Annotated in this window: 23 protein-coding genes; 10 read left to right on the forward strand and 13 right to left on the reverse strand. The window is 73.3% G+C overall.

Going from position 1 to position 24218, the window contains the following annotated elements; genetic code table 11:
* Window positions 1-7 precede the first annotated feature (7 nt).
* Window positions 8-3010: a bifunctional [glutamine synthetase] adenylyltransferase/[glutamine synthetase]-adenylyl-L-tyrosine phosphorylase gene (locus ACFW47_RS01350; protein WP_386304296.1), complete on the reverse strand. Its 3003-nt coding sequence runs from the start codon at window positions 3008-3010 to the stop codon at window positions 8-10.
* Between the two features lie 139 nt (window positions 3011-3149).
* Here ACFW47_RS01350 and ACFW47_RS01355 point away from each other — a divergent pair, with 139 nt between their 5' ends.
* Genes ACFW47_RS01355 through ACFW47_RS01365 form a run of 3 tightly spaced genes read left to right on the forward strand, consistent with a single transcriptional unit; the run spans window position 3150 to window position 4170 of the window.
* Complete coding sequence (locus ACFW47_RS01355) at window positions 3150-3413, forward strand: type II toxin-antitoxin system Phd/YefM family antitoxin (RefSeq protein WP_043373664.1); 264 nt, start codon at window positions 3150-3152, stop codon at window positions 3411-3413.
* On the forward strand, window positions 3410-3664 hold the full coding sequence (locus ACFW47_RS01360; protein WP_386279385.1) for a Txe/YoeB family addiction module toxin: 255 nt from the start codon (window positions 3410-3412) through the stop codon (window positions 3662-3664). Before ACFW47_RS01355 ends, ACFW47_RS01360 begins: the two co-directional genes overlap by 4 nt.
* Before the next feature lie 59 nt (window positions 3665-3723).
* Window positions 3724-4170, forward strand: a complete 447-nt coding sequence (locus ACFW47_RS01365; RefSeq protein WP_386279383.1) for a VOC family protein — start codon at window positions 3724-3726, stop codon at window positions 4168-4170.
* A gap of 4 nt (window positions 4171-4174) precedes the next feature.
* Here the strand turns inward: ACFW47_RS01365 and ACFW47_RS01370 are convergent, their stop codons facing one another.
* From ACFW47_RS01370 to ACFW47_RS01380, 3 genes are all read right to left on the reverse strand, one after another.
* Window positions 4175-5929: an NAD+ synthase gene (locus ACFW47_RS01370; protein ID WP_386279381.1), complete on the reverse strand. Its 1755-nt coding sequence runs from the start codon at window positions 5927-5929 to the stop codon at window positions 4175-4177.
* A gap of 69 nt (window positions 5930-5998) precedes the next feature.
* Window positions 5999-6625: a DUF305 domain-containing protein gene (locus tag ACFW47_RS01375; protein WP_386279379.1), complete on the reverse strand. Its 627-nt coding sequence runs from the start codon at window positions 6623-6625 to the stop codon at window positions 5999-6001.
* A complete protein-coding gene (locus tag ACFW47_RS01380; RefSeq protein ID WP_386279376.1) occupies window positions 6622-7290 on the reverse strand; it encodes a DUF3105 domain-containing protein in 669 nt (222 codons plus the stop codon). Before ACFW47_RS01380 ends, ACFW47_RS01375 begins: the two co-directional genes overlap by 4 nt.
* Window positions 7291-7577: 287 nt before the next feature.
* Here ACFW47_RS01380 and glnA point away from each other — a divergent pair, with 287 nt between their 5' ends.
* The 3 genes from glnA (at window position 7578) to ACFW47_RS01395 (ending at window position 9765) form a co-directional block, all read left to right on the forward strand.
* A complete protein-coding gene (gene glnA / locus ACFW47_RS01385; RefSeq protein ID WP_386304299.1) occupies window positions 7578-8939 on the forward strand; it encodes a type I glutamate--ammonia ligase in 1362 nt (453 codons plus the stop codon).
* A 177-nt stretch (window positions 8940-9116) separates the two neighbouring features.
* Window positions 9117-9410: a WGxxGxxG family protein gene (locus ACFW47_RS01390; protein ID WP_386279334.1), complete on the forward strand. Its 294-nt coding sequence runs from the start codon at window positions 9117-9119 to the stop codon at window positions 9408-9410.
* A gap of 40 nt (window positions 9411-9450) precedes the next feature.
* Window positions 9451-9765, forward strand: coding sequence for a hypothetical protein (locus ACFW47_RS01395; RefSeq protein ID WP_386304301.1), 315 nt, complete (start codon window positions 9451-9453; stop codon window positions 9763-9765).
* A gap of 127 nt (window positions 9766-9892) precedes the next feature.
* Here the strand turns inward: ACFW47_RS01395 and ACFW47_RS01400 are convergent, their stop codons facing one another.
* Genes ACFW47_RS01400 through ACFW47_RS01410 form a run of 3 tightly spaced genes read right to left on the reverse strand, consistent with a single transcriptional unit; the run spans window position 9893 to window position 11710 of the window.
* Entirely contained in the window at window positions 9893-10630 is a 738-nt protein-coding gene (locus ACFW47_RS01400; protein ID WP_386279330.1) for a DUF3618 domain-containing protein, read from the reverse strand.
* A complete protein-coding gene (locus ACFW47_RS01405; protein ID WP_386279328.1) occupies window positions 10606-11037 on the reverse strand; it encodes a phage holin family protein in 432 nt (143 codons plus the stop codon). The genes ACFW47_RS01400 and ACFW47_RS01405 overlap by 25 nt, the downstream gene beginning before the upstream one ends.
* Before the next feature lies 1 nt (window position 11038).
* Window positions 11039-11710, reverse strand: a complete 672-nt coding sequence (locus ACFW47_RS01410) for a hypothetical protein (protein WP_386279327.1) — start codon at window positions 11708-11710, stop codon at window positions 11039-11041.
* A 604-nt stretch (window positions 11711-12314) separates the two neighbouring features.
* On the opposite strand from ACFW47_RS01410, the gene ACFW47_RS01415 reads away from it, so the two are divergent.
* Complete coding sequence (locus ACFW47_RS01415; protein WP_386279325.1) at window positions 12315-12548, forward strand: hypothetical protein; 234 nt, start codon at window positions 12315-12317, stop codon at window positions 12546-12548.
* 48 nt (window positions 12549-12596) lie between these two features.
* Here ACFW47_RS01415 and ACFW47_RS01420 read toward each other — a convergent pair whose 3' ends face one another.
* From ACFW47_RS01420 to ACFW47_RS01440, 5 genes are all read right to left on the reverse strand, one after another.
* Window positions 12597-12806, reverse strand: a complete 210-nt coding sequence (locus ACFW47_RS01420; protein ID WP_386279323.1) for a DUF397 domain-containing protein — start codon at window positions 12804-12806, stop codon at window positions 12597-12599.
* The gene (locus ACFW47_RS01425) at window positions 12803-13654 is read right to left on the reverse strand and encodes a helix-turn-helix domain-containing protein (RefSeq protein ID WP_386279321.1); all 852 of its coding nucleotides are present in this window, start codon (window positions 13652-13654) and stop codon (window positions 12803-12805) included. Before ACFW47_RS01425 ends, ACFW47_RS01420 begins: the two co-directional genes overlap by 4 nt.
* A gap of 56 nt (window positions 13655-13710) precedes the next feature.
* Window positions 13711-14619: an alpha/beta fold hydrolase gene (locus ACFW47_RS01430; RefSeq protein ID WP_386304303.1), complete on the reverse strand. Its 909-nt coding sequence runs from the start codon at window positions 14617-14619 to the stop codon at window positions 13711-13713.
* A gap of 230 nt (window positions 14620-14849) precedes the next feature.
* Complete coding sequence (locus ACFW47_RS01435; RefSeq protein ID WP_386304305.1) at window positions 14850-16076, reverse strand: MFS transporter; 1227 nt, start codon at window positions 16074-16076, stop codon at window positions 14850-14852.
* A gap of 111 nt (window positions 16077-16187) precedes the next feature.
* The gene (locus tag ACFW47_RS01440) at window positions 16188-17240 is read right to left on the reverse strand and encodes an endonuclease/exonuclease/phosphatase family protein (protein WP_386279315.1); all 1053 of its coding nucleotides are present in this window, start codon (window positions 17238-17240) and stop codon (window positions 16188-16190) included.
* A gap of 314 nt (window positions 17241-17554) precedes the next feature.
* On the opposite strand from ACFW47_RS01440, the gene panB reads away from it, so the two are divergent.
* The 3 genes from panB (at window position 17555) to ACFW47_RS01455 (ending at window position 20435) form a co-directional block, all read left to right on the forward strand.
* A complete protein-coding gene (gene panB / locus ACFW47_RS01445) occupies window positions 17555-18430 on the forward strand; it encodes a 3-methyl-2-oxobutanoate hydroxymethyltransferase (RefSeq protein WP_073722392.1) in 876 nt (291 codons plus the stop codon).
* Between the two features lie 152 nt (window positions 18431-18582).
* The gene (locus ACFW47_RS01450; protein ID WP_386279312.1) at window positions 18583-19614 is read left to right on the forward strand and encodes an ATP-binding cassette domain-containing protein; all 1032 of its coding nucleotides are present in this window, start codon (window positions 18583-18585) and stop codon (window positions 19612-19614) included.
* Window positions 19611-20435, forward strand: a complete 825-nt coding sequence (locus ACFW47_RS01455) for an ABC transporter permease (RefSeq protein ID WP_386279310.1) — start codon at window positions 19611-19613, stop codon at window positions 20433-20435. The genes ACFW47_RS01450 and ACFW47_RS01455 overlap by 4 nt, the downstream gene beginning before the upstream one ends.
* A gap of 26 nt (window positions 20436-20461) precedes the next feature.
* Here the strand turns inward: ACFW47_RS01455 and ACFW47_RS01460 are convergent, their stop codons facing one another.
* The gene (locus tag ACFW47_RS01460; protein ID WP_386279308.1) at window positions 20462-24013 is read right to left on the reverse strand and encodes a BTAD domain-containing putative transcriptional regulator; all 3552 of its coding nucleotides are present in this window, start codon (window positions 24011-24013) and stop codon (window positions 20462-20464) included.
* Between the last annotated feature and the right edge of the window lie 205 nt (window positions 24014-24218).

Genomic DNA, 24218 nt, shown 5'->3' on the forward strand with positions numbered 1-24218 from the left:
CGGACGGCTACGCGTAGAACAGCTCCTCCACCACCACCCGCGCCCTGCGCGCCGTACGCCGGTACTCGTCCAGCATGTCCCCCGCGTGCCCCGGCCCGTGCCCCAGGTACCGCCCCACCGCCGCCAGCTCCCGCGGATCGGTCGGGAAGGTGTCCCCCGCCCTTCCCCGCACCAGCATGACCGCGTTGCGCACCCGCGTCGCCAGCACCCACGCCTCGTCGAGCGTCGCGGCGTGCTCCTCGGAGACGAGGCCGGCCTCGCACGCCGCCGCCAGCGCCGCCCGCGTCCGGGTGGTCCGCAGCCCGGCCTCCGCGTGCCCGTGCCGCAACTGCATCAACTGCACCGTCCACTCGACGTCGGACAGCCCGCCCGGCCCCAGCTTCGCGTGCAGCTTGGGGTCCGCGCCGCGCGGCAGCCGCTCGGACTCCATCCGGGCCTTCAGCCGCCGGATCTCCCGCACCGCGTCCTCGCCGAGCCCGTCCGCCGGGTACCGCAGCGGGTCGACCAGCTCGGTGAACCGGCGCCCCAGGTCCTCGTCCCCGGCCACGAACTCGGCCCGCAGCAGCGCGTGCCGCTCCCACACCAGCGACCAGCGCCGGTAGTAAGCCTCGTACGACTTGAGCGTGCGCACCAGCGGCCCCGACTTGCCCTCGGGCCGCAGGTCGGCGTCGATCAGCAGCGGCGGGTCGGCGCTGGGGACCTGGAGCAGGCGGCGCATCTCGGCGACGACCTTGTTCGCCGCGTCCGCCGCCTCCCGCTCGTCGACCCCGTCCCGCGGTTCGTGGACGAAGAGCACGTCCGCGTCCGAGCCGTAGCCCAGCTCGTGCCCGCCGAAGCGGCCCATCCCGATGATCGCGAACCGGGTCGGCAGGGTGTCGCCCCAGCCCTCCCGCACGACCGCCCGGAGCGTGCCCGCCAGGGTCGCCGCCGTCAGGTCGGACACGGCGCCGCCGACCCGGTCCACCAGGGCGCCCTGGTCGGCCTCGACGGGCTGGGCCTCGGTGCCGTAGGAGCCGACGATGTCCGCGGCGGCCGTGCGAAACAGCTCCCGGCGGCGTACCCCGCGCACCGCGGTGACCGCCTGGACGGCGCCGTCGGCGCGGCGGACCGCGGCGAGGGTCTCCTGCTCCAGCTGGGCCCGGCCGCGCGGCGCCAGCCCGCCCGCGTTGCCGTCGCCGAGCAGCGCGACGGCCTCCGGCGCCCGCATCAGCAGGTCGGGGGCGAGCCGTCCGGCGGAGAGCACGCGGGCGAGGTTCTCGGCCGCGGCGCCCTCGTCCCGCAGCAGCCGGAGGTACCAGGGCGTGTTGCCGAGCGCGTCGGAGACCTTGCGGAAGTTGAGCAGACCGGTGTCCGGGTCGGCGGAGTCCGCGAACCAGCCCAGCAGCACCGGCAGCAGGGTCCGCTGGATGGCCGCCTTGCGGGTGACGCCCGACGCCAGCGCTTCCAGGTGCCGCAGCGCGGCGGCCGGGTCGGCGTAGCCGAGGGCGACCATGCGTTCGCGGGCCGCCTCCGCGCTGAGCCGGACCTCCCCCGGCGCCAGCTGGGCGACGGCGTCGAGCAGCGGCCGGTAGAACAGCTTCTCGTGCAGCCGCCGTACGACGGACGCGTGCCGCTTCCAGGCGCGCAGCAGCCCGGGCACCGGGTCGGTGCGCAGGCCGAGGGAGCGGCCGAGGCGGCGCAGGTCGGCCTCGTCCTCGGGCACGAGGTGGGTGCGCCGCAGCCGGTGCAGCTGGATGCGGTGCTCCATGGAGCGCAGGAAGCGGTACGCCTCGTCGAGCTGGGCGGCGTCCGCCCGGCCCACGTACCCGCCCGCGGCCAGGGCCTCCAGCGCGTCCAGCGTCGTACCGCTGTGCAGGGAGGTGTCGGCCCGGCCGTGCACCAGCTGGAGCAGCTGCACGGCGAACTCGACGTCCCTGAGGCCTCCCGGGCCGAGCTTGAGCTGGCGGTCGACCTCGGCGGCGGGGATGGTCTCCACCACCCGGCGGCGCATCTTCTGCACGTCCGGTACGAAGTTCTCGCGGTCGGCGGCCTGCCACACCAGGGGCTGGAGCGCGGCGACGTACTCGGCGCCGAGGCCGGGGTCGCCGGCCACCGGGCGGGCCTTGAGCAGCGCCTGGAACTCCCAGGTCTTGGCCCAGCGCTGGTAGTAGGCGACGTGGCTGCTGAGGGTGCGCACCAGCGGGCCGTTGCGGCCCTCGGGTCGCAGGTTGGCGTCGACGGGCCAGATGGAGCCCTCGACGGTGGTCTCGGAGCAGATCCGCATCAGGTGCGAGGCGAGCGAGGTCGCGGCCCGCAGCGCCTTGGCCTCGTCGGCGTCGGGCCCGCCGTCCGCCGCCTCGGCCACGAAGATCACGTCGACGTCGGAGACGTAGTTCAGCTCGTGTCCGCCGCACTTGCCCATCGCGATCACCGCCAGCCGGCACCGCGCGGCGTCCTCGGGCGCGGCGGCCTCGGCGAGGGCGAGGGCGGCGCGCAGCGTGGCGGTGGCGAGGTCGGCCAGTTCGGCGGCGGTCTCGGCGACGTCGATGGTGCCGCACACGTCGCGGGCGGCGATGGACAGCAGGCAGCGCCGGTAGGCGACCCGCAGCGAGACGGGGTCGTCGGCCTCGGCGAGGCCCCGCTCGAAGTCGTCCACGCCGCGGTGCAGGTCGCGGGGTTCGTAGGTGACCAGGGCCTGCCAGTCGGCGGCGTGCCGGGCGAGGTGGTCGGCGAGCGCCTCGGAGGCGCCGAGCACGCCGAGGAGACGGTCGCGCAGCGGCTTGGCCGCTATCAGGGTGTCCAGCAGCTCCCGGCGGGCGGTGGGGTCGGGCTGCGCCTCCAGGAGGCGGACCAGGCCGTGCAGGGCGAGGTCGGGGTCGGCGGTGGCGCCGAGGGCCTCCAGCAACACGGGGTCGTTGCGGACCGGCGCGAGTTCCGCGCCGTCCAGCAGCCGCTCGGCGGCCGAGGGATCGGTGAAGCCGTGCCGCAGCAGCCGCGTGAAGGTACTGCTCCTGCGCCCCGGCGCCGTCATCTCGGCCTCCTTGTCGGACCTGTGGGATCAAGAGGGGTGGTGAGGGGGTGGTGGTACAGAGCCGAGCGTAACCGGGCTTCCGGTGGCCCGCTCCGGACTCGTACGATATCTTGTACAAGCCGCGAAGGGAGGCACCGGTATGTCCATCACCGCCAGCGAAGCCCGTCAGAACCTGTTCCCGCTGATAGAGCAGGTCAACGAGGACCATGCCCCGGTGCACATCACCTCCCGCAAGGGGAACGCCGTGCTGATGTCCGAGGAGGACTTCACGGCGTGGACGGAGACCGTGCACCTGCTGCGGTCGCCGAGGAACGCCCGCCGTCTGCTCGACTCGATCGCGGAGGCCGAGGCCGGCGAGGCGCGGCACCGCGAGCTGATCGACCCGGACGCGGAGCGGGCGTGAGGATCGCTTTCACGTCGCACGGCTGGGAGGACTACGTCCACTGGGCCGAGAGCGACCGGAAGATGACCAGACGGATCAACAAACTGCTCACCGACATCGCACGCGACCCCTTCAAGGGCATCGGCAAGCCGGAACCGCTGAAGGGCGACCTGTCGGGCTACTGGTCACGGCGCATCGACGACACGCACCGTCTGGTGTACAAGCCGGGCGACGACGAACTGATCGTCGTCCAGGCCCGGTACCACTACTGACACTCACCACTACCGACGACCGGCACCGTGCTCGACAAGGACGTCGAAGGAGTCACGTCATGGACTTCACGCTCGAAGTGATCCCACTGCCCGTCACCGACATCGACCGTTCCCGGGACTTCTACCGGGACAAGGTCGGCTTCCACGTGGACATCGACCAGGAGGTCATGCCCGGGATGCGCATCGTCCAGCTCACGCCCCCGGGCTCGGGCTGCTCCATCGCCCTCGGCGACGCGATCTGGGACATGGCGCAGGGCCAGACCAAACCGGAACCGGGTTCCTACCAGGGGCTCCAGCTCTGCGTCGCCGACATCAAGGCGGCCCACGCGGAGCTGGTGGGGCGCGGCCTGGACGTCTCCGAGCCCGTCCAGTACGCCCCGGACGACGGCGCCACGTTCATGTACTTCAAGGACCCCGACGGCAACGGCTGGGCGATCCAGGAGTACCGCCGCCGGGAGACGGAGCCGCTGCACAAGGTGCTCGCGGACCTGAAGCGGCAGGGCTAGCCGGTCAGCCGCGCTCCCGCCACCGGTTGGTGACCGGGAGCCGGCGGTCCTTGCCGAAGCCCTTCGGGGAGATCTTGGTGCCCGGCGGGTACTGGCGCCGCTTGTACTCGGCGGTGTCGACCATGCGCAGCGTCCTGGTCACCAGCTCCCGGTCGTACCCGGCGGCCACGATCTCGTCCGCGCCCCGGTCCCGGTCGACGTACAGCTCGAGGATCGCGTCCAGGACCGGGTAGTCGGGCAGCGAGTCCGTGTCGACCTGGCCCGGGCGCAGCTCGGCGCTGGGCGGCTTGGTGATCGAGTTCTCGGGGATCGGCGGGGTCCGTCCACGGTCCCCCGCGGCACGGTTGCGCCACTCGGCGAGGCGGAAGACGGACGTCTTGTACACGTCCTTGATGGGCCCGTACGCGCCCACCGAGTCGCCGTACAGCGTCGAGTACCCGACCGCCAGCTCCGACTTGTTGCCGGGCGCCAGGACCAGGTGGCCCTCCTGGTTGGAGATCGCCATCAGGAGGGTGCCGCGCAGCCGCGACTGGAGGTTCTCCTCGGCCAGACCCGTCAGCTTCAGCGCCCCCGTGTACGCGTCGAACATCGGCTCGATCGGCACGGTGCGGTAGTGGAGACCGGTGCGCCGGGCCAGCTCCGCCGCGTCGTCCCTGGAGTGCTCGGACGAGTACTTGGAGGGCATGGAGACGCCGTGGACGTTCTCCGCGCCGACCGCGTCGCAGGCGATGGCGGCGACGAGGGCGGAGTCGATGCCGCCGGACAGGCCGACGAGCACCGAGCGGAAGCCGTTCTTCGCGACGTACGCGCGCAGCCCGACGACGAGGGCCGAGTAGACCTCCTCGTCGTCGTCCAGCCGCCCCGCGACCCCACCGGACAGCCACTCGCCGGCGGCGGGCACCGGCTCCTGCGACAGCACGACCCGGTCGATGCGCAGCCCGTCGTCCACCACGCCCGTGGGAGCCTCGGCGTCGGCGGCGGGCAGCTCGAGGTCCAGCACCACGCACCCCTCGGTGAACTGCGGCGCCCGCGCCAGCACCTGCCCGTCCCGGTCGACCACGATCGAGTCGCCGTCGAAGACCAGCTCGTCCTGCCCGCCGGTCATGGCGAGGTACGCGGTCGCACAGCCGGCCTCCCGGGCACGCCCCCGCACCAGCTCCAGCCGGGTGTCGTCCTTGTCCCGCTCGTACGGCGAGGCGTTGACGGACAGCAGCAGCCCGGCCCGTGCCGAGCGGGCCGCCGGGACCCGGCCGCCGTCCTGCCACAGGTCCTCGCAGACGGCCAGCGCCACATCCACCCCACGCACCCGCACCACCGGCATGGTGTCACCGGGCACGAAGTGGCGGAACTCGTCGAAGACGCCGTAGTTCGGCAGGTGGTGCTTGGCGAAGCTCAGGGCCACCGCACCGCCGTACAGCACGGCCGCCGCGTTCTGCGGGGCGCCGGCCGGCTGGCCGTACCTCGGCTGTGCGGTCGCCGAGCGGTCGAGGTACCCGACGACCACCGGCAGCGCGCCCAGCCCCTCGTCCGCGAGGCGCACGGCGAGGGAGCGCAGGGCGGCGCGGGAGGCCTCGACGAAGGACGGCCGCAGGGCCAGGTCCTCGACCGGGTACCCGGTCAGCACCATCTCCGGGAACGCCGCCAGGTGCGCTCCCTGTCCGGCCGCGTGCCGGGTCCAGCGGACGACCGACTCGGCGTTGCCGTCGATGTCTCCGACGGTGGAGTCGATCTGGTTCAGGGCGAGTCGTAGGCGGGGCACGGCGGCCAGTGTAATCGTCAGAACGACACAATGGGGTGACGTACCGGTTTCCGCCTCATGTCCGAAGCCTCACGCGCGTGGCTTCGCACCCCGCGCGGCCAGCAGGTCCGCCATCAGCCGCATCTCCGACTCCTGGGACTCCACCATCCCCTGGGCCAGCCGCTTCTCCACCCCCACCGTGCACCTCTGCGCGCACCCCTCGGCCATGTGGACGCCGCCCTTGTGGTGCTCGGTCATGAGCTGAAGGTAGTAGACCTCGGCCTGCCTGCCGCTGAGGGTGCCGAGCTTCTCCATCTCGGCGTCGGTGGCCATCCCCGGCATCAGCGAGCCCTCTCCGGCGGACGGCATGTCACCCATCCCCATCCAGGTCATGGGCGGGTCGGAGGACACCTTGGGCAGCCCCCACAGGTCCAGCCAGCCGATCATCATGCCGCGCTGGTTGGCCTGGGTCTGCGCGATGTCGTACGCGAGCCGCCGCACCTCCTCGTCGTCGGTGCGGTCGCGCACGATGTACGACATCTCCACGGCCTGCTGGTGGTGCACGGCCATGTCGCGCGCGAACCCGGCGTCGGCGGAGTCGGCCGTCGGGACCCGGCCCGCGCCGTCGTCCCCGGCCACCGCGTAGGTGATGCCACCGGCCGCGACGAGGGCCGCGGCGGCGGCCCCCGCGATCCAGCCGGCCCGCCTCGGGGTCACTGCGGCAGCCCGTTGGTGCACGCGGCCCCCGGCTCGGGGGTCTGCTCACCCTGGACGAACTTCTCGAAGAACTTGTCGACGTTCGGGTCGTCGGCGCCCGTCACGGTGCGCTGGTGGCCCCAGGCGGTCAGCATGATCGGGTCCTTCTGCTTGTCGTTGGGGCTCATCAGCGAGTACGGCGTCTTCTTCACCTTCTCCGCCAGCTTCTCGACGTCGGCCTCCGGGGCCTTGCCGGTGTACGTCACCCACACGGCGCCGTGCTCCAGGGAGTGCACGGCGTTCTCGTTGTTCAGGGGCTCGGTGTAGACGTCGCCGTCGCAGTTCATCCAGACCTGGTTGTGGTCGCCGCCGACGGGGGGTTCGGCGGGGTAGGACACCTTCTTGGTGACGTGGTTGCGGCCCAGGTTCCCCTCCCAGGTCCGCACTCCGTCCTCGCCGGTGACGAACTTGCCGGCGGTCTTGCCGTCGGAGGCGGTGTCGGACGACGAGTCGTCGGACTGCGACCGGATGAGGAAGACGCCGCCGACCACGAGACCGGCGACGACCACGGCGCTGACCCCGACGGTCAGGATCCGGTTCCGGCGCTCGCGGGCCTCCTCGGCGCGTCGCATCTCGGCTATGCGGGCCTGTCGCGCCTGGTTGCTGCTCTTCTTGGCGGAACCCATGAGGTGTGCCCTTCTGGGGAAACGTCATCGGAAAGGGAGCTGTGAGGTTCGCTGATCGTAGTGCCGGCGCGCCCGTCGTTCGAAGGGAGATCACAGGATCTGTCCCGGCCGGATCCCCGGAATGGCCCGATCGAACAGGTGGCCTCTACTCTGCGGGGAGGGCAGGTGGGCCGACCGAGGTCCGCAACGCGTACGAAACCGTGCTGTGGTGTGATGCTCAGGTGCCCGACCGCCTCCCGCCGTACCGGAGACAGGCGGCCTGACCAGCGAGGATGGGGAAGCGGAAGATGGACAAGCAGCAGGAGTTCGTGATCCGGACGCTGGAGGAGCGCGACATCCGGTTCGTACGTCTGTGGTTCACGGACGTGCTGGGCTTCCTGAAGTCCGTGGCCGTGGCCCCGGCCGAGCTGGAGCAGGCCTTCGACGAGGGCATCGGCTTCGACGGCTCGGCGATCGAGGGCTTCGCCCGCGTCTACGAGTCCGACATGATCGCCAAGCCGGACCCCTCCACCTTCCAGGTCCTGCCCTGGCGCGCGGAGGCCCCCGGCACGGCCCGCATGTTCTGCGACATCCTGATGCCGGACGGCTCCCCGTCCTTCGCGGACCCGCGCTACGTCCTCAAGCGCGCCCTGGCCCGCACCTCCGACCTGGGCTTCACCTTCTACACCCACCCCGAGATCGAGTTCTTCCTCCTCAAGGACAAGCCGGTCGACGGCACGGTCCCCACCCCCGCCGACAACTCCGGCTACTTCGACCACACCCCGCAGAACATCGGCATGGACTTCCGCCGCCAGGCGATCACCATGCTGGAGTCGATGGGCATCTCGGTGGAGTTCTCCCACCACGAGGGCGCGCCGGGCCAGCAGGAGATCGACCTGCGCTACGCGGACGCCCTCTCCACGGCCGACAACATCATGACGTTCCGTCTGGTCATGAAGCAGGTGGCCCTCGAACAGGGCCTCCAGGCCACCTTCATGCCGAAGCCGTTCTCGGAGTTCCCCGGCTCGGGCATGCACTCCCACCTGTCCCTCTTCGAGGGCGACCGCAACGCGTTCTACGAGTCGGGCGCCGAGTACCAGCTCTCCAAGGTCGGCCGCTCCTTCATCGCGGGCCTGCTGCGGCACGCGGCGGAGATCTCGGCGGTCACCAACCAGTGGGTGAACTCCTACAAGCGCATCTGGGGCGGCACCGAGCGCACGGCGGGCGCGGGCGGCGAGGCCCCCTCCTACATCTGCTGGGGCCACAACAACCGCTCGGCCCTGGTCCGCGTCCCCATGTACAAGCCCGGCAAGACCGGCTCGGCCCGCGTCGAGGTCCGCTCCATCGACTCCGGCGCCAACCCGTACCTGACCTACGCCGCCCTCCTGGCCGCCGGCCTCAAGGGCATCGAGGAGGGCTACGAACTCCCGCCGGGCGCCGAGGACGACGTCTGGGCCCTCTCCGACTCGGAGCGCCGCGCCCTGGGCATCGAGCCCCTCCCCCAGAACCTGGGCGAGGCCCTCGCCCTGATGGAACGCAGCGACCTGGTCGCCGAGACCCTGGGCGAGCACGTCTTCGACTTCTTCCTCCGCAACAAGCGGCAGGAGTGGGAGGAGTACCGCTCCCAGGTCACCGCCTTCGAGCTGCGGAAGAGCCTGCCGGTGCTGTAGTTCCCGCTCGTGTCACCCGTCCGGCCGACAGTCCCGGGGAGACGGCGGGGCCGCAGAAATGGGGCTCAGCCGAGCTTCTGGAGGGGATGCCGTGCCTGCCGGGGTTGCACGGCTCCCCGACGCGACGCGACATGGAACATGCAAGGCCCCGTTCAGGGGTCGTTCTTTGGAGGAACTATGCGTCGCGTGACTATCGGTGCTCTCCTGACCGCCGCTCTCCTCGCGGGACCCGCCGCGGTCACGGCGGAGGCCCAGACGCCGGTGACGGACCGGACAGCCGTCGTGCAGGCCGCCCAGACCCAGGCTCAGGAAGACGAGAACAAGGACGATGACAACGGGGGATGGGGCCTGTGGGGGCTTGCCGGTCTCCTCGGTCTGCTCGGCCTGATCCCCCGCCGGCAGAAGACGCACGACACGAACCCCCGTCGCGGGACGGGTGCCGGCGGCGCGCACCCCAACGACCGCCTCTGAGCCGTACGCCGTGCCACGACCGGCCTCCTGCCCGGCATCGGTGACCGACGCCGACGCCGACGAGGCCGGTCCCGGCGAGGAGGGCGCCGGGCCACTCACGGCCGGCACACCGCCGCCGCCGGTCTCCCGGCGGCGGCTTGTCCGCGCGTCGGTCTCCGGCCGCGGTGCGCTGGTCCGCCCCCGAGCCGGTTCACGGCCCCGGGCGGCCCGGGTCGGCCCGTCCCCGGCCGGTGAGCCGGGGGGAGCGGGGTACCCGAGGGCCATGTTCTTCTTCAGCAACCGGGTCGGATGCATCGGTTCCCTGGTCATCAGTGCCGTGGCGACCGTCGTCCTGGTTCTCCTCCTCAAGCGCTGACGCGTCTCCGGCGAAAAGGGCGGGGCCGGCGGCCCCGTCCTCTGCTCTCCACCCGCCCTGACGTGCGGACCCCCGCCCGCCCACCCGGTGCCGGGCCGGCGTGCGGGGGTGTGCTGTGCGCGGTGTCTCATCCGGGTCCGGAACGGTGCCGGGCCTCGTCCGCGAGCTGCCGGCCGGAGTCCCTGGCCTGCTCGGTGACCTTGCCACCCTGACCGCGTGCCTCGTCCTGGGTGGTGCGCGCGGCCTGTGCGGCGGTGCCCTTCACGTCCTCGGCCGCCTCCTGGGTCACCTCCTTCGCACCTTCCTTGAGGTGCTGCGCGGACTCGGTCGCGGCCTGCTTCACCGGCTCCAGGGCCTCGCTCCGCATCAGTTCGGAGGCCTTCTGCCGCTCGGTGCGGGAGGCGGGCAGCAGCGACGAGGCCAGCACCCCGACCCCGAAGGCGACCAGGCCGGCCGCCAGGGGGTTGCCCTGGGTCTGGGTGCGGGCCATCTCCGGCGTCTGCTGCACGGCGTGCCCGGTCTGCTCGGCCACGTCGCGCGCGGTACCAGCCGCCTGACCCGCGGCTTCCCGGGCGGTGCCGGCCGCCTGTCCCGCCGCGTCGCGCGCCGAACCGACGGCACGTCCGGTGCCCTCTTGGAGCGAACCGGCCGCCGACTGCGCGGTGTCACGCACGCCGTGCGCCGTATAGGTCGCCGTGCCCATGACACGCTCCCTCATGCCGGACACCGCGCCGCGCATACGCCTGGTGCGACGCCGCGCCACGCGCCGGGGACTGGTGCGGTCGGCGAGCCGGTCCACGTCCGTGGCCAGCCGGCCTCGGGTGGCCTCGATCTCGGCCCTCATTTGGTCGGGTGACGTGCCCATTCCGCGTTCTCCTTCATTGTCTCGACGGTTCGCTCCGGCTTCGGCGACACGGTCTTCATCCGGGCCCGGCCCTTCAGGTAGAGCAGCGCGGCCGCGACGCCCCAGAGCACGGCGACGACGAGAGCCGCCCAGCCGCCGTCGATGACGTTGGCGAGGCCGAGCATCGCCGCCAGCGACAGGAACAGCAGGACCATGTAGCCGGCGAACCCGGCGCCGCCGAACATCCCGGCGGCCTTGCCCGCCCTGGCTGCCTCGTCCCTGACTTCCGCCTTGGCCAGTTCGACCTCCTGCCGGAAGAGCGTCTGCAGGTCCGCGGTCACCGCGGACAGCAGGTGGCTCATCGACCGGTCGTGCTCCCGGGACTCCTGGTGCGCTCCCGTGCCCCGGAGTGGGGAGATGGTGGCCATCTCACACCTCCGGACGCCCGCGGTCCGGGGCGCCGCCCGTCAAGTGCCCGACGGTCGGCGGCACGGACGGCGGCAGGGGGGACCTCTCCGCGGAGATCGCCGGCGGCCCGGTCGGCACCGTCTGGCCGGCCGGCGGCCCCATCGCGGCACGGTCGGCCGTTCCGTCCGCTCCCCGCCCGTCGGCCTCGGAAGCGCCTCCCGCCGCCTTGGCCAGGCGGCCGACCGCCAGGCCTGCCAGCAGCGCACCGCCCAGGAAGGCCCCGGGCCGCCGCCGGGCGAACTGCTGCAGGTCGCCGACGAGTCCCTCGACACCCCGTTCGTCCAGGTAGTCGGCGGCCTGGCTGCCCCGGTCCGCCGCGTGGGTCACCAGGCCGCGGGCCGGCGAGTCGTCCGGCGCGTGCGCGGCCAGAGTCGACAGGTCGCCGGCCCACTGGCGCAGCTGGCCGGCCGCACGCCTGGTCTGCTCCTCGGCCTCTCCCATCGCTCGGCCCCGCAGCTCCTCCAGGACCGTACCCGCCTGCTGCCGCGCTTCGCCCACCACGGAACGAGCCTGATCGGCGGCGGTGCCCGCCACCTGGCCCGCGGCCTGCCTGGCCTGGTCGGCCGTGGCGGACGTCTCTGTCCTCACCTTCTGTTTGGTGGCCCCGGTTCCGGTCTGTACGGACTCACTCATCGACAGTTCTCCTCGTCGGATGTCCTGCGTTCGGCCCCGCGCCCGGGTCTCCGGCGGGTGCCGGAGTACCGGTGTCCCACGTGACCGTCCGTCCTGTGCCGGGTGGCCACTTGGTGGCTTATGACACGCTTTGCCCACTTTTATTCGAGAGAAGATGGCCGGGAAGGCCACTTGGGAACTCCGTGTGTCGATCGCGACACGGTGCGTATCGGCAACGATCGGTCCGCACCGCTTCGTTGACGGGAGGAGAGCGAGGGTGCCGAACATCCTCCGGACCCGCACACCGTTCATCGCGCGGTCGCACGGAACGAGCGGGACGGATGCGCGTCGGGCCGTCCCCGCGCGGCACCCGGCCCCTCGGAGTCCCGAAACCGGCGGGAAACGTGAAGACACCGGCTCTTTCCCTGACCGCACGCACACACTGGTGAACCCGGGGGCGCCTGGGGCAGGAGCGTCAACGGTGCGCCGATGGTGGGCCGTTCACCACCGTGCTTTGATCGGTGCGCGGCACGCCGGTGGCCGGTTCCGGGCCCCCACCCCGGAACGCGGGCGTGCGTGCCTCACCGCTCCCCCTTTTTCGTCAGTACGAGAGGAAAGACCTGTCATGAACCTCGTCCCCCAGGTCGAAACGGCTGAGATCTCCGACGCGGACCTGGACCAGGTGTCCGGCGGCACCATCGGCATCGACGCCGGCGCGGCCGTCATCACCGCCGGTGGCGCGCTCGGCACCGGCTTCCACGCGGAGGCGGGCCCGCTCTCCGTCACCGCCGGTCTGGGCGCCTCGGCGGCCTTCGGCGGAGCCTCGGCGCAGGGTCAGGCGCAGACGACCATGCTCTGAGCCGCGCGCCCGACGTGAGTGTGAGCCCCGGACCGCTGTGTCCGGGGCTCACGCCTGTCCGGTGTCGGCCACGAAGGCCGACCACGCCGCCCGGGACAGGGCGAGGCGGGGGCCGCCGGGGCGCTTGGAGTCGCGGACGTGGATGGTGGCGGGGGCTATCGCGACCTCGACGCAGTCGCTGGGCTCGCTGGTGTCGCTGTGGCTGCTCTTGAACCAGGCCAGGTCGGCGAGGTGTCCGGATGTGCCCTTGCGGCTCATGTCTCCCCCAGCAGTTGTCCGATGAAGGCCACTGACTCCCGGGCGGACAGGGCCTCGGCCCGGATACTGCCATAGCGCAGTTCGAGGATGCGCAGCTGCCGGGGATCCGTGACGGGCCGACCGCCGAACATGTCGTCGGCCCGACCGACCGCCGTGCCGTCCTCGAACTTGAGCACTTGCATCCGCCCGCCTCCCGGATGGTCGGCACGAGACGTCGGCATCACCTGGATCTCCACATGCCTCGATCGCCCGACTTCCAGCAGGTGTTCGAGCTGCCGGCGCAGAACCATCATGCCTCCCACGGGGCGCCTGAGGGTCGCCTCCTCCTGGACGAAGCTGAGTTCCGGGGCCGGAGCCCGTTCGAACATCGCCTTGCGGCCCATGCGCGCGGCGACGGCGTTCTCCACCTCGTCCTCGGTGAGGGCCGGCCGTCGCATGCCGAGGAGTGCGCGCGCGTACTCCTCGGTCTGGAGCAGCCCGTGCAGGCTGTAGCTGCCGTACGAGAGCGATTCGACCGCCCGGGACTCCATCTTCGCCAGGTCCCGCACCTGCTTGGGGTACCGGACCTTCTTCACGTCCTCCCAGGCGGCGGCGATGAGACCGCCGGCCCGCAGCACCTCGTCGGCCCTCTCCAGATACTCCCGCCGAGGAATCCGCTTCCCGCCCTCCACCTTGTAGACGAGGTCCTCCCCGTATCCGACCGCCACTCCGAAGTCGCCCGCCCGCATCCCCACCGCCTCGCGGCGCAGCTTCAACTGCCTCCCCACGGTGGTGAGGACGGCCACACCCCACTCGTCGTCCGGGTCGACCTCCCAACCCGGCTCGTCCGCCTCGCCGTTCACCGGCATCCGCACCCCTCCTCGTACGCGCCGTACCGCGACGGGCGACACGGTAGGGCGCCGTACTACGCCTGCGGGCGGGAACCGGGCTCCGCGCACGCCAACGGATGACGGTCGAGCAGCGCGGTGAGGACCGGCTCCGCGTGGGTCCACAGCAGGGCACCCCCGATCCCCGGTACGACGTGGCGACGGGCCCCGGGTATCCGCGCCGACAGGAGGGCGCCGTTGTCTGGGGAGTGGCTGGTGTCGTGTTCGCCGTACCAGATGTCGACCGGGACGGTGACGGCGTCCAGCGCGAAGGGCCAGCGGCCCATGGCGAGGACGGTGTCGCGGGCGTAGCCGGCCGCCGCGCCCTGGGCGAAGCCTTCCGACAGGGCGTGGCGGTAGGCGGCCGCGAAGCCGTCCTCCCGGTACACGGCGAGGTCGCAGGCCGGGCTGCCACCCATGACCATGTCCCACATCGCGTCCGCGTCGAAGGCGGCGAAGAACTCCTCGGCGCCGGACGCGTCCCGTACGGCCCGTTCGGTCAGGGCGCGCAGTTCGGCGGGGAGCGCGGCGGCGAACTCGGGGGCCGCCACCTCGTCGGCGGCCGAGACGAGGGCCAGCGCGGAGGCGAAGCCCGCCTCGGCGCAGGCGAGGGCGAACGGGGCGCCCTGCGAGTTGCCGACCACGGCAGGGCGGCCCAGGCCCCGCAGGTCGCACAGAGCGCGCATGTCGACGGCGAAGTCGGTGAAGGTGCGGGCGGGGGCGGGCGTGGAGGCGCCCAGGCCGGGGCGGTCCACGGAGACCAGGCGGACGCCGAGCGCCTCCACGACGCCCGCGCCGAAGCCGAGCCGGCGGCTCGTGGCCGCGCCGGGGCAGAGCAGGACCGGTACGCCGTCCGGCGGACCCCACTCGGCCCAGCCGAGCAGGCGTCCGTCGGGAAGAGGGGTTTCACCGAGGCGGGCGGGGGCGGTGACGAGGACGGCGGTCATGTGCCGCATCCTCGCGCCGCGGGGAGCGACCGCGCACGCGGTTTTCGTTGCCGCCGGGCAGTCGGCAGGGCCGCCGACGGTCCGCCTGCGGCCCGGACGGACACCGGCCCGCCGTCGGCCGGGCGGCCCCGTCGCGTACTCACCACGGGGCTACCGGGCCGCCGGACGGGCGGGGCCGACGCCGAGGTGCCGCCGACAGCCGGACCGGCCGCTCGCACGGCGTCCCGCCATCACCGCCGTACGGCTTCCACCGCCTCCGGCACGTGCCCCGCGACCACCCGCTCGCGCCCGGCGGCCACGGCGGCGGCGCCCCGGCGCCGGTCCACCGCCCACGCCGCGCCCGCGACCGCCAGGCCGAGCACCGCGAGCCCCGCGCCCGCCGTCGCCGGGGAGGTGACGCCGAAGCCCGCGGCCAGGGCGAGGCCGCCGATCCAGGCGCCGCCGGCGTTGGCGAGGTTGAAGGCGGCCTGGTTGGCCGAGGAGGCGAGGGAGGGGGCCGCCGACGCCTTCTCCATGACCATCAGCTGGAGGGGGGAGCCGGTGACGAAGGCGGCCATGCCGAGCAGGGCCACCGCGACGGCGGCCGTCACCGGGGTGCGCATCAGGAGCGGGAAGAGGACGAGGACGACGACCAGCGAGGCCAGGCCGCCGAAGAGGGTGCCCCGCAGGGAGTGGTCGGCCAGGCGGCCGCCCAGCAGGTTGCCCGCGGTGGCGCCGACGCCGAACAGCGCCAGCAGCAGCGTCACGCTGGCCTCGGCGAAGCCGGCGGCGTCCGTGAGCATCGGCGTGATGTAGCTGTACGCGGCGAAGAGCGCGCCGAAGCCCGCGACCGTCGTGCCGAGGGCCAGCCAGACGGGCACCGAGCGCAGGGCGGCCAGTTCGCCGCGCAGGCCGGTGGTGGGGGCGGGGGCGTGGTCGCGGGGTATCAGGGCGACCAGCGCCGCTATCGCCGCGACGCCGATCGCGCTGACGCCGAGGAAGGTCGCCCGCCAGCCGAGCTGCTGGCCCACGGCGGTGGCGGCGGGGACGCCGACGATGTTGGCGACGGTCAGGCCCAGGAACATCAGGGAGACGGAGCGGGCCTTGCGTTCCGGCGCGACCATGCCGGTGGCGACCACGGCGCCGACGCCGAAGAAGGCGCCGTGCGGCAGGCCGCTGACGAAGCGGGCGGCGAGGAGGGAGACCTCGCCGGGGGCGACGGCGGACAGGGCGTTGCCGACCACGAACAGCGCCATCAGGGCGATCAGGACCGTGCGGCGGGACATCCGCGCCGTCGCCGCCGCGAGCAGCGGGGCGCCGATGACGACGCCGAGCGCGTACGCCGAGACCAGGTGGCCGGCGCTGGGGATCGAGATGTCCAGGTCGTCCGCGACGTCGGGCAGCAGGCCCATCATCACGAACTCGGTGGTACCGATGCCGAAGGCGCCCACGGCAAGGGCGAGCAGAGCCAGGGGCATGAAGGGTCTCGCCTTTCGAGAGCTTTCGAGCGGAGTGCGTACGGGGCGGGGAGGTCGTTATGTTCCCGTACGGAACAAAGGCTCTCAGGGCGAGTATTCCGCCGACGAATCTCAGGAGGCGGTTGTGTCGACCTTCACACGCGCGGCGATCGGGAGGTGGTCGCTGCCGGTGGCCGGGAGGGTCCAGCTGGTCGTCGGTTCGACCCCGCTGACCAGGATCTGGTCGATGCGGGCCATCGGGAACGCCGCCGGCCAGCTGAAGCCGAAGCCGTCGCCCACCGCGCCCTGCGGGGAGCGCATCTGGGAGGTGATGGCGGTGAGGGCGCGGTCGTTCATGGTGCCGTTGAGGTCGCCGAGCAGGATCTTGCGGTCCAGCTTCTCGTCGGCGATGGCCTCGCCGAGGGCGTTGGCGCTCTTGTCCCGCTGCCGGGCGGTGAAGCCGGCCTCCAGCTTCACCCGTACGGAGGGCAGGTGGGCGACGTACACGGCGACCGGCCCGGAGGGCGTGGCGACGGTGGCGCGCATCGCGCGCTTCCAGCCGAGCTCGATGTCGACGGGCTTCACGTCGCTCAGCGGGTACTTGCTCCACAGCCCGACCGTGCCGACGACCGCGTGGTGCGGGTACTTCGACTCCAGCGCCTTCTCGTACGTCGGCACCGCGGTCGCCTTCAGCTCCTCCAGGGCCATCACGTCCGCGCCGGCGGCGGCCACGGCGCGGGCGGTGCCGGCCGGGTCGGCGTTGTCGGCGTTGACGTTGTGCGTGGCGACGGTGAGGTCGCCGCCGGCGCCGGTCTTGTCGAAGAGGAGGCCGCCGAAGAGGTTGAGCCACACGCTGACCGGCAGCACCAGCGCGATCAGCGCCGTCGCCGACTTGCGGGCGAGCGCGATCACCAGCAGGACGGGGACCAGCAGGCCGAACCACGGCAGGAAGGTCTCGGTGAGGCTGCCGAGGTTGCCGACGGCGTTCGGGATGTGGGAGTGGGCCGCCATCACGCCCGCCAGGACGACCGCCACCGCCGCGGTGATCAGCCCCCGGCGCCAGATCCGCCGGTCGCCGCGCCACCCGGTGACCGCCCGGTCGTACAGGCGCCGAATCCGGGTCACCCGCGGCTCGGGCCCCGAGCCGCCGTCGTCCGTCTCCGTGATGTACGCCTGCTGCGCCATACCGTCGCCTCACTGCCTGCCGTGCACACCGTCGCCCCCGTGACTCAGCACCCTAGGGGATGATCGGTTCCGTTCCTGCCGTCCCTGGACGGCCGTACGGGCACGAGGACGTACGAGGCTCCGTCCGGAGTTCCGAACGCCGCCGTCCTGGGCGCCTCTGTGACAGAACGAGCACATTCGCCCCGCCCGGCGCAGGGGGCACTCAGGGCCCGTGGCGGGGGTCCACTAGCCGCCGGGCAGCGGGAAGTGCCACCATGGAAGGGATCCGGGGACGCCGTGAGGGTGCCTCGAGATGACATGAAGGAGCCGTTGCCATGACGCAGCTTTCGGCTGCCCAGACGCCACAGAGCCGGCCCGCCGACGGGAACAAGGCGCTGTACGGGGGCAAGAGCAACCGTCGCATCACCGTCCGGGACATCGCCGCCGCCAAGGAGCGCGGCGAGAAGTGGCCCATGCTCACCGCCTACGACGCGATGACCGCGTCCGTCTTCGACGAGGCCGGCATCCCGGTCATGCTCGTCGGCGACTCCGCGGGCAACTGCCACCTCGGCTACGACACCACCGTGCCGGTCACTCTCGACGAGATGACCATGCTGTCCGCGGCCGTCGTCCGCGGCACCTCCCGCGCCCTGATCGTCGGCGACCTGCCGTTCGGCTCGTACCAGGAGGGCCCGGTGCAGGCGCTGCGCTCGGCGACCCGGCTGGTGAAGGAGGCGGGCGTCGGCGCCGTGAAGCTGGAGGGCGGTGAGCGGTCGCACGAACAGATCCGGCTGCTCGTCGAGTCCGGCATCCCGGTGATGGCGCACATCGGCCTCACCCCGCAGTCCGTCAACGCCATGGGCTACCGGGTGCAGGGCCGGGGCGAGGAGGCGGCCCAGCAGCTGCTGCGCGACGCCAAGGCCGTGCAGGACGCGGGCGCCTTCGCGGTCGTCCTGGAGCTGGTGCCGGCCGAGCTCGCCGCCGAGGTGACGCGGTCGCTGCACATCCCGACGGTCGGCATCGGGGCCGGGCCCGGCACGGACGCCCAGGTGCTGGTGTGGACCGACATGCTGGGGCTGACCGGCGGCCGGGTGCCGAAGTTCGTGAAGAAGTACGCCGACCTGCGCCAGGTCATCGGCGACGCGGCGAAGTCCTTCGCCGAGGACGTCGTCGGCGGAACGTTCCCGCAGGAGGAGCACTCCGTCCACTGAGCCATCGCGGCACCACACACCGGCCCCGCCGATCTTCCCCCGTCGGCGGGGCCGGTCGCCGTCCCGGCCCTGTCGGTGGGATGTCGGCGCCGCCGCCGTCCTGTCGGCGGGATGTCGGTGGTTTGTCGGCAGGGGCTGACAACGTCGTCGGCATGAAGCGAATCGACGACACCCCCCGGACCGCGGGCAGCGCGGTCACCGTGCGGGGGCTGGTCAAGCACTACGGCGAGACCAAGGCACTGGACGGCGTCGACCTCGACGTGCGCGAGGGCACCGTGATGGGCGTGCTCGGGCCGAACGGGGCCGGCAAGACGACCCTCGTCCGCATCCTGTCCACCCTCATCACGCCCGACTCCGGCCAGGCGCACGTCGCCGGCTACGACGTCGTACGGCAGCCCCGGCAGCTGCGGCGGGCGATAGGGCTCACCGGACAGTACGCGTCCGTGGACGAGAAGCTGCCCGGCTGGGAGAACCTCTACATGATCGGGCGCCTGCTCGACCTGTCCCGCGGGGACGCCCGCAGGCGGGCCGACGAGCTGCTGGAGCGGTTCTCGCTCACCGAGGCCGCCAAGCGGCCCGCGTCCACCTACTCGGGCGGCATGCGGCGCCGCCTCGACCTGGCCGCCTCCATGATCGGGCACCCGGCGGTGCTGTATTTGGACGAGCCGACCACCGGACTGGACCCGCGCACCCGCAACGAGGTGTGGGACGAGGTCAAGCGCATGGTCGGCGACGGCGTCACCGTGCTGCTCACCACCCAGTACATGGAGGAGGCCGAGCAGCTCGCCTCCGAGCTGACCGTCGTGGACCGGGGCAAGGTCATCGCGAACGGCGGCATCGAGGACCTGAAGGCCAAGGTCGGCGGCCGCACCCTGCGCGTCCGCCCGGCCGACCCGCTCCAGCTGCGCCCGCTCGCCTCCCACCTGGACGAGCTGGGCATCACGGGGCTCGCCAGCTCCACCGTGGACACGGAGCGCGGTGCCGTCCTGGTGCCGATCCTCAGCGACGAGCAGCTGACCGCGGTGGTCGGCGCGGTCACCGCGCGCGGCATCACCGTCTCCTCCGTCACCACCGAACTGCCCAGCCTGGACGAGGTCTTCCTGTCCCTCACCGGCCACCGCGCCAGTGCCCCGCAGGACCCCGCGCCCAGCACCGACGACGCCCGCGAGGAGGTCGCCGTATGAGCGCCACCACCGTCACCCCCACCCCCGTCTCCGCTCCCGACGCCCGGATCTCGCTGCGCGGGCACGTGCGGCACACCGCCGCCCTGGTCCGCCGCAACCTGCTGTGGATCCGGCAGGACCCGGAGTCGATGTTCGACGCCGTGCTGATGCCGGTCGTCTTCACCCTGCTGTTCGTGTACGTCTTCGGCGGGTCGATCGGCCAGGCCCTGGGCGGCGGCCAGGACGGCTACGTGCAGTACGTGATCCCCGGCATGATCGCGATGATGAGCATGACGCTCTCCCAGGGCGTCGGCACCGGCTTCAGCCAGGACTTCAACTCGGGCGTGATGGACCGCTTCCGGTCGCTGCCGATCGGCCGCGGCTCGGTGCTCTTCGCGAAGATCGCGGTGGAGATGCTGCGGATGCTGTTCGCGACGGCGGTGCTGATGATCGTCGCGGTCCTGGTCGGCTTCGACATCGGGAACTGGGCCGGCCTGCTCGCGGCCGTGGGCCTGTCGGCGGTGTTCGCCTCGTCGATCATGTGGGTGTTCATCACCCTGGGCGTGGTCCTGAAGAACGCCCAGTCCGTGCAGGCCATGGGCTTCCTGGTGCTGTTCCCGCTGCAGTTCGGCTCGTCGATCTTCGCGCCGACGCAGTCGATGCCGGGCTGGCTGCAGGCCTTCACCGACTACAACCCGCTGTCCACGCTCGCCGACGCGGCGCGCGGTCTGATGGTGGGCGGTCCGGTCGCGCACGACCTGTGGATCACGCTGGGCTGGTCGGTGGCGATCACGGCGGTCATGGCGCCGGTCGCCATCCACAAGTTCCGCACGAAGACCTGACCCGTCCGCACGGACGTGGGTCCGGGTCAGACGAGGGCGACGGCCTCCCGCGGGGAGAGGCCGGCGCCCTCGGCGTACGCGGCCTCGTACGCCTCGGCGTCGAGCACCTCGCGGACCCGGCCGGTGGCCCGGACGCGCGCGTCCCGCTCCAGGCCCATCGAGACGTGCTCCGGCGGCAGCATCGCGTCGGCGGCGCCGATGCAGCGCGCGGCGTCGGCGGCCCGGCGCCCGCCGTCCACGCGGGCCAGCGCCATCGCGGCGATGGTCAGGTACCCGGAGCGCATGTGCGGGGCGACGGCCGCGGACAGCGGGTCCTCTGCCTTCTCCAGCGACTTGCGGACCTTGTCCAGGCACTCCTCGTGCCGGTCCTCCAGCGTGGCGATCCACGCCTCGGCGGCGAGGATGAAGGCGTCGAAGACGATGAAGTGGGAGATGGCGAAGTCCTCGCGCAGCAGCCGCAGCTGCACCCGTGCCTCGGCGGTCCGGCCGGTCATGCCGAGCCAGCCGGCGAGGAAGAGCCGGGCGGCCGGCATGGCGCCGCTGTGCCCGGCCCCGTCGGTGCGGTCGATCACGGCGTACAGGATGCGCTCGCCCTCCTCGTCCTCGCCGGCCTCCAGCAGCACGCTGCCGAGGCGGGCCTCCAGGACGTCCACCTGGGCGTTCGCGCCGAGCCGTTCGGCGTGCCGCGCGGCCGCCCGGTAGTCGGCGGCGGCGAGCCGGAACTCGCCCTTGCGCTCCCGGGCCTCGGCGCGGGCGGAGAGCGCCTCGGCGGTGCCCCAGGCGTCGCCGAGGCGGCGGTAGATCTCCAGCGCCTCGTCGGCGTCGCCGGCCGCGTCGCCGGCCCACTCCGTGCGGTTGGCCAGAAAGTTGGCGCGCATCTGGAGGCTGCCGGCCAGTGCCCAGTCGTATCCCGGTGTCTCGCGGCAGGTGCGCACGGCGGCGTCCATGATCACGCGCAGGCGCTCCATGTCGCCGGAGAGCATCACGGCGAAGAACCAGAGCAGACCGGGCGGGGTGCAGGTCTGGGGCATGCCGGGTTCGTACGTCTCGGAGATGACGCGCAGTTTCCGCCTGGCAGCCGGGTTCTGCCAGGCGTCCAGCTCGGTGTCCATGCAGGCGAGGTGGGCGAGGTGGACGCCGCGCCGGGCCTCGGCGAGCACTTCGCCGGTCATCGGGGGCGGGGCGGCCGTGCACCGCTCCCACACCGGCTCGGCGCGGCGGACCGGCTCGGCGAACGGGTCCGGGCCGAGGGCCATGACCTCGCTGAACCAGTTCCGGGCCTCGACCCGCAGGTCGCGCATCTGCCAGTACCAGACCAGCGACAGGGCCAGGCTCAGCGCCTCCTGCTCGTCGCGCTCGGCGATGGCGTGGCGCAGGGCGGTGCGCAGGTTCTCGTACTCGCGCTCCAGCCGCCCGATGGCGGTGAGCTGCTCGGGGCCGCGCAGCAACGGGTCGGTGGTGCGGGCGAGTTCGCGGTAGTACGTCAGGTGCGCGCGCTCGGCCGCGGCTCGGCCGCCGGTCTCGTCGAGGCGTTCGGCGGCGTACTCGGCGACGGTCTCCAGGAGCCGGTAGCGCATGCCGTCGCTCCCGGACGGCGCGGCCACGACCAGGGACTTGTCGACGAGGGAGCCCAGCGCGTCCAGGGCGGCGGGCCCGCAGACGGCCTCGGCGGCGGCCAGGTCGCAGCCGCCGGCGAAGACGGACAGGCGGCGCAGCACGTCCCGCTCCTCCTCGTCCAGCAGCTCCCAGGACCAGTCGACGACGGCGCGCAGGGTCTGCTGGCGGGGCAGGACGGTGCGGCTGCCCAGGGTGAGCAGGCGGAAGCGGTCGTCGAGGCGGTCGGCGATCTGGCGGGGGGTCAGCATCCGCAGCCGGGCGGCGGCCAGTTCGATGGCCAGCGGCAGGCCGTCGAGGCGGCGGCAGATCTCGGCGCAGGCGCGCGCGGTCTCCTCGTCGGCGTCGGGGCGGAAGCCGGGGCGGGCGGCGGCTCCCCGGTCGGCGAGCAGGCGCAGCGCGGCCGGCTCGGGCAGCGGCTCCACCGGGCGCAGCAGCTCCCCGGGTACGCCGAGGGGTTCGCGGCTGGTGGCGAGGACGGTCAGGTTCGGGCAGCGGGCGAGCAGTTCCTCGGCGAGGCGGGCGGCGGCGTCGACGACGTGCTCGCAGTTGTCCAGGACGATCAGCATGCGGCGCCGGCCGCAGTGCTCGACGAGGCGCTCGACGGCGGTGGCCCGCCGGTCGGAGGCGGCGACGGCCCGCATCTCCTCGGCGCCGGCGCCGTACAGCACGGTCTCGCGGGCGCCCAGCGCGGTCAGCACCGCCTCCGGTACGGCGCCGGGGTCGTCGACGGGGGCCAGCTCGGCCAGCCAGGCGCCGTCCCGCGCGGGCTCCCCCGCCCCCTCGGCGGCCTCCTGCGACAGCCTGGTCTTGCCGGCGCCGCCGGGTCCGAGGAGGGTGACCAGCCGTGTGGTCGCCAGGTCGGCGCGCAGGACGTCCAGGTCGGAGTCCCGGCCGACGAAGGAGGTGAGCCGGGCTCGGAGGTTGCCGCGGGGGCGGGGGGCGGACGCGGTGCCGGACCCGTCGGTGCCGACGGGAGCCGCCGGGGTGGCGTACGCGGTGGGGTCGGGGGGCGCGGTGGGGTCGGAGGGCGCCGCTGGGTGGGTCGCTGCGGAAGCGGCGGCGCCGGGGCCGTCCGGTGCCGCCGGTGCGGGACGCGGTTCGGTGGGTACGTGAGGGTGCGCCCCGGTACGGGCGGGCGGAGCGGGCGCGGTCGGCGCACCCGGGCGCGCGGCGGACGTCGAGAGGCCGGCGCCCGGCGCACCCGGCCGCCGGGCGGACGACGTGTCGAACGCCCCGGGATCGAGCAACCGCGCGTGCAGCGCCCGCAGTTCGGGCCCCGGATCGGCGCCGAGCCGGTCCGCGAGCAGGCGGCGTACGTCCTCGTAGGCGGCCAGTGCCTCGGCGGTGCGGCCGGTGTCGCGCAGGGCGCGCAGCCGCAGCGCCTGGAGGGATTCGTCCAGGGGGTGGCCGTCGCACAGCGCGGTCAGCTCCGGCAGGGAGTGCTCGGCCTGCCCCAGGTCCAGGGCGGCCGTGTGGCGGACGCGCAGCGCGTCCAGGTGCCGCGCCTCCCAGCGGGCCGCCTCCGCGGTGCGGTCGGGCAGGTCGGCGAGGGCCGGGGAACGCCACAGGGCGAGGGCGTCGTCGAGCACGACGGCCGCCTTGGCGGGGTCGCCGTCGGCGAGGGCGCGGGCGCCCTCGCCGGCCAGCCGGTCGAAGCGGTGCAGGTCGACGTCGTCGGGGCCGGCGGTGAGCCGGTAGCCGCCGTCGGCGGAGGCCACCGCGTCCGCGCCGAGCGCCCGGCGCAGCCGCCCGACCAGCGCCTGCAGCGCGCCCGGCGCGTCGGCGGGCGGGTCGCCCGCCCACACCTCCTCCACGAGCAGCCCCGCGGGCACGGTGCGGCCGGCCCGCAGGGCGAGCACGGTCAGCAGCGCGCGCAACCGCGCCCCGCCGACGGGGACGGCCGTGCCGTCGGGGCGGAGTACCTGTGTGGTGCCGAGGATGCGATAGCGCACGGGCTCCATTGTCCCTGCTGCCGTCGGAGCCGGTCACGGGGTTTTGCCGGTGCGGCGCGTCCGGGCCTGCCACCGTCCGCACACCGGCACGGCGCGGTGCCCGACGGTGTCCGCCCGGAACCTCCCGCCGACCGCGAGACGTTTTCCCGGTGCGCCCGGTACGGTCGGGCAGTCCTCAAGAGTCCCGCGTCCGCCGAACAGCCCAGGGAGCCCC

Source organism: Streptomyces sp. NPDC058796 (genome assembly GCF_042745235.1).
Taxonomy (GTDB): domain Bacteria; phylum Actinomycetota; class Actinomycetes; order Streptomycetales; family Streptomycetaceae; genus Streptomyces.

Bases quoted from the DNA above. Each gene is read 5' to 3' on its own strand.
- ACFW47_RS01390 (WP_386279334.1), top strand. From the start codon at position 9,117: ATGCGTCGCGTGACTATCGGTGCTCTCCTGACCGCCGCTCTCCTCGCG.
- ACFW47_RS01450 (WP_386279312.1), top strand. From the start codon at position 18,583: ATGAAGCGAATCGACGACACCCCCCGGACCGCGGGCAGCGCGGTCACC.
- ACFW47_RS01420 (WP_386279323.1), bottom strand. From the start codon at position 12,806: ATGAGCCGCAAGGGCACATCCGGACACCTCGCCGACCTGGCCTGGTTC.
- ACFW47_RS01410 (WP_386279327.1), bottom strand. From the start codon at position 11,710: ATGAGTGAGTCCGTACAGACCGGAACCGGGGCCACCAAACAGAAGGTG.
- ACFW47_RS01400 (WP_386279330.1), bottom strand. From the start codon at position 10,630: ATGGGCACGTCACCCGACCAAATGAGGGCCGAGATCGAGGCCACCCGA.
- ACFW47_RS01460 (WP_386279308.1), bottom strand. From the start codon at position 24,013: ATGGAGCCCGTGCGCTATCGCATCCTCGGCACCACACAGGTACTCCGC.
- ACFW47_RS01455 (WP_386279310.1), top strand. From the start codon at position 19,611: ATGAGCGCCACCACCGTCACCCCCACCCCCGTCTCCGCTCCCGACGCC.
- ACFW47_RS01430 (WP_386304303.1), bottom strand. From the start codon at position 14,619: ATGACCGCCGTCCTCGTCACCGCCCCCGCCCGCCTCGGTGAAACCCCT.
- ACFW47_RS01435 (WP_386304305.1), bottom strand. From the start codon at position 16,076: ATGCCCCTGGCTCTGCTCGCCCTTGCCGTGGGCGCCTTCGGCATCGGT.
- ACFW47_RS01355 (WP_043373664.1), top strand. From the start codon at position 3,150: ATGTCCATCACCGCCAGCGAAGCCCGTCAGAACCTGTTCCCGCTGATA.
- ACFW47_RS01380 (WP_386279376.1), bottom strand. From the start codon at position 7,290: ATGGGTTCCGCCAAGAAGAGCAGCAACCAGGCGCGACAGGCCCGCATA.
- glnA (WP_386304299.1), top strand. From the start codon at position 7,578: ATGGACAAGCAGCAGGAGTTCGTGATCCGGACGCTGGAGGAGCGCGAC.
- ACFW47_RS01440 (WP_386279315.1), bottom strand. From the start codon at position 17,240: ATGGCGCAGCAGGCGTACATCACGGAGACGGACGACGGCGGCTCGGGG.
- ACFW47_RS01415 (WP_386279325.1), top strand. From the start codon at position 12,315: ATGAACCTCGTCCCCCAGGTCGAAACGGCTGAGATCTCCGACGCGGAC.
- ACFW47_RS01405 (WP_386279328.1), bottom strand. From the start codon at position 11,037: ATGGCCACCATCTCCCCACTCCGGGGCACGGGAGCGCACCAGGAGTCC.
- ACFW47_RS01365 (WP_386279383.1), top strand. From the start codon at position 3,724: ATGGACTTCACGCTCGAAGTGATCCCACTGCCCGTCACCGACATCGAC.
- ACFW47_RS01350 (WP_386304296.1), bottom strand. From the start codon at position 3,010: ATGACGGCGCCGGGGCGCAGGAGCAGTACCTTCACGCGGCTGCTGCGG.
- ACFW47_RS01425 (WP_386279321.1), bottom strand. From the start codon at position 13,654: ATGCCGGTGAACGGCGAGGCGGACGAGCCGGGTTGGGAGGTCGACCCG.
- panB (WP_073722392.1), top strand. From the start codon at position 17,555: ATGACGCAGCTTTCGGCTGCCCAGACGCCACAGAGCCGGCCCGCCGAC.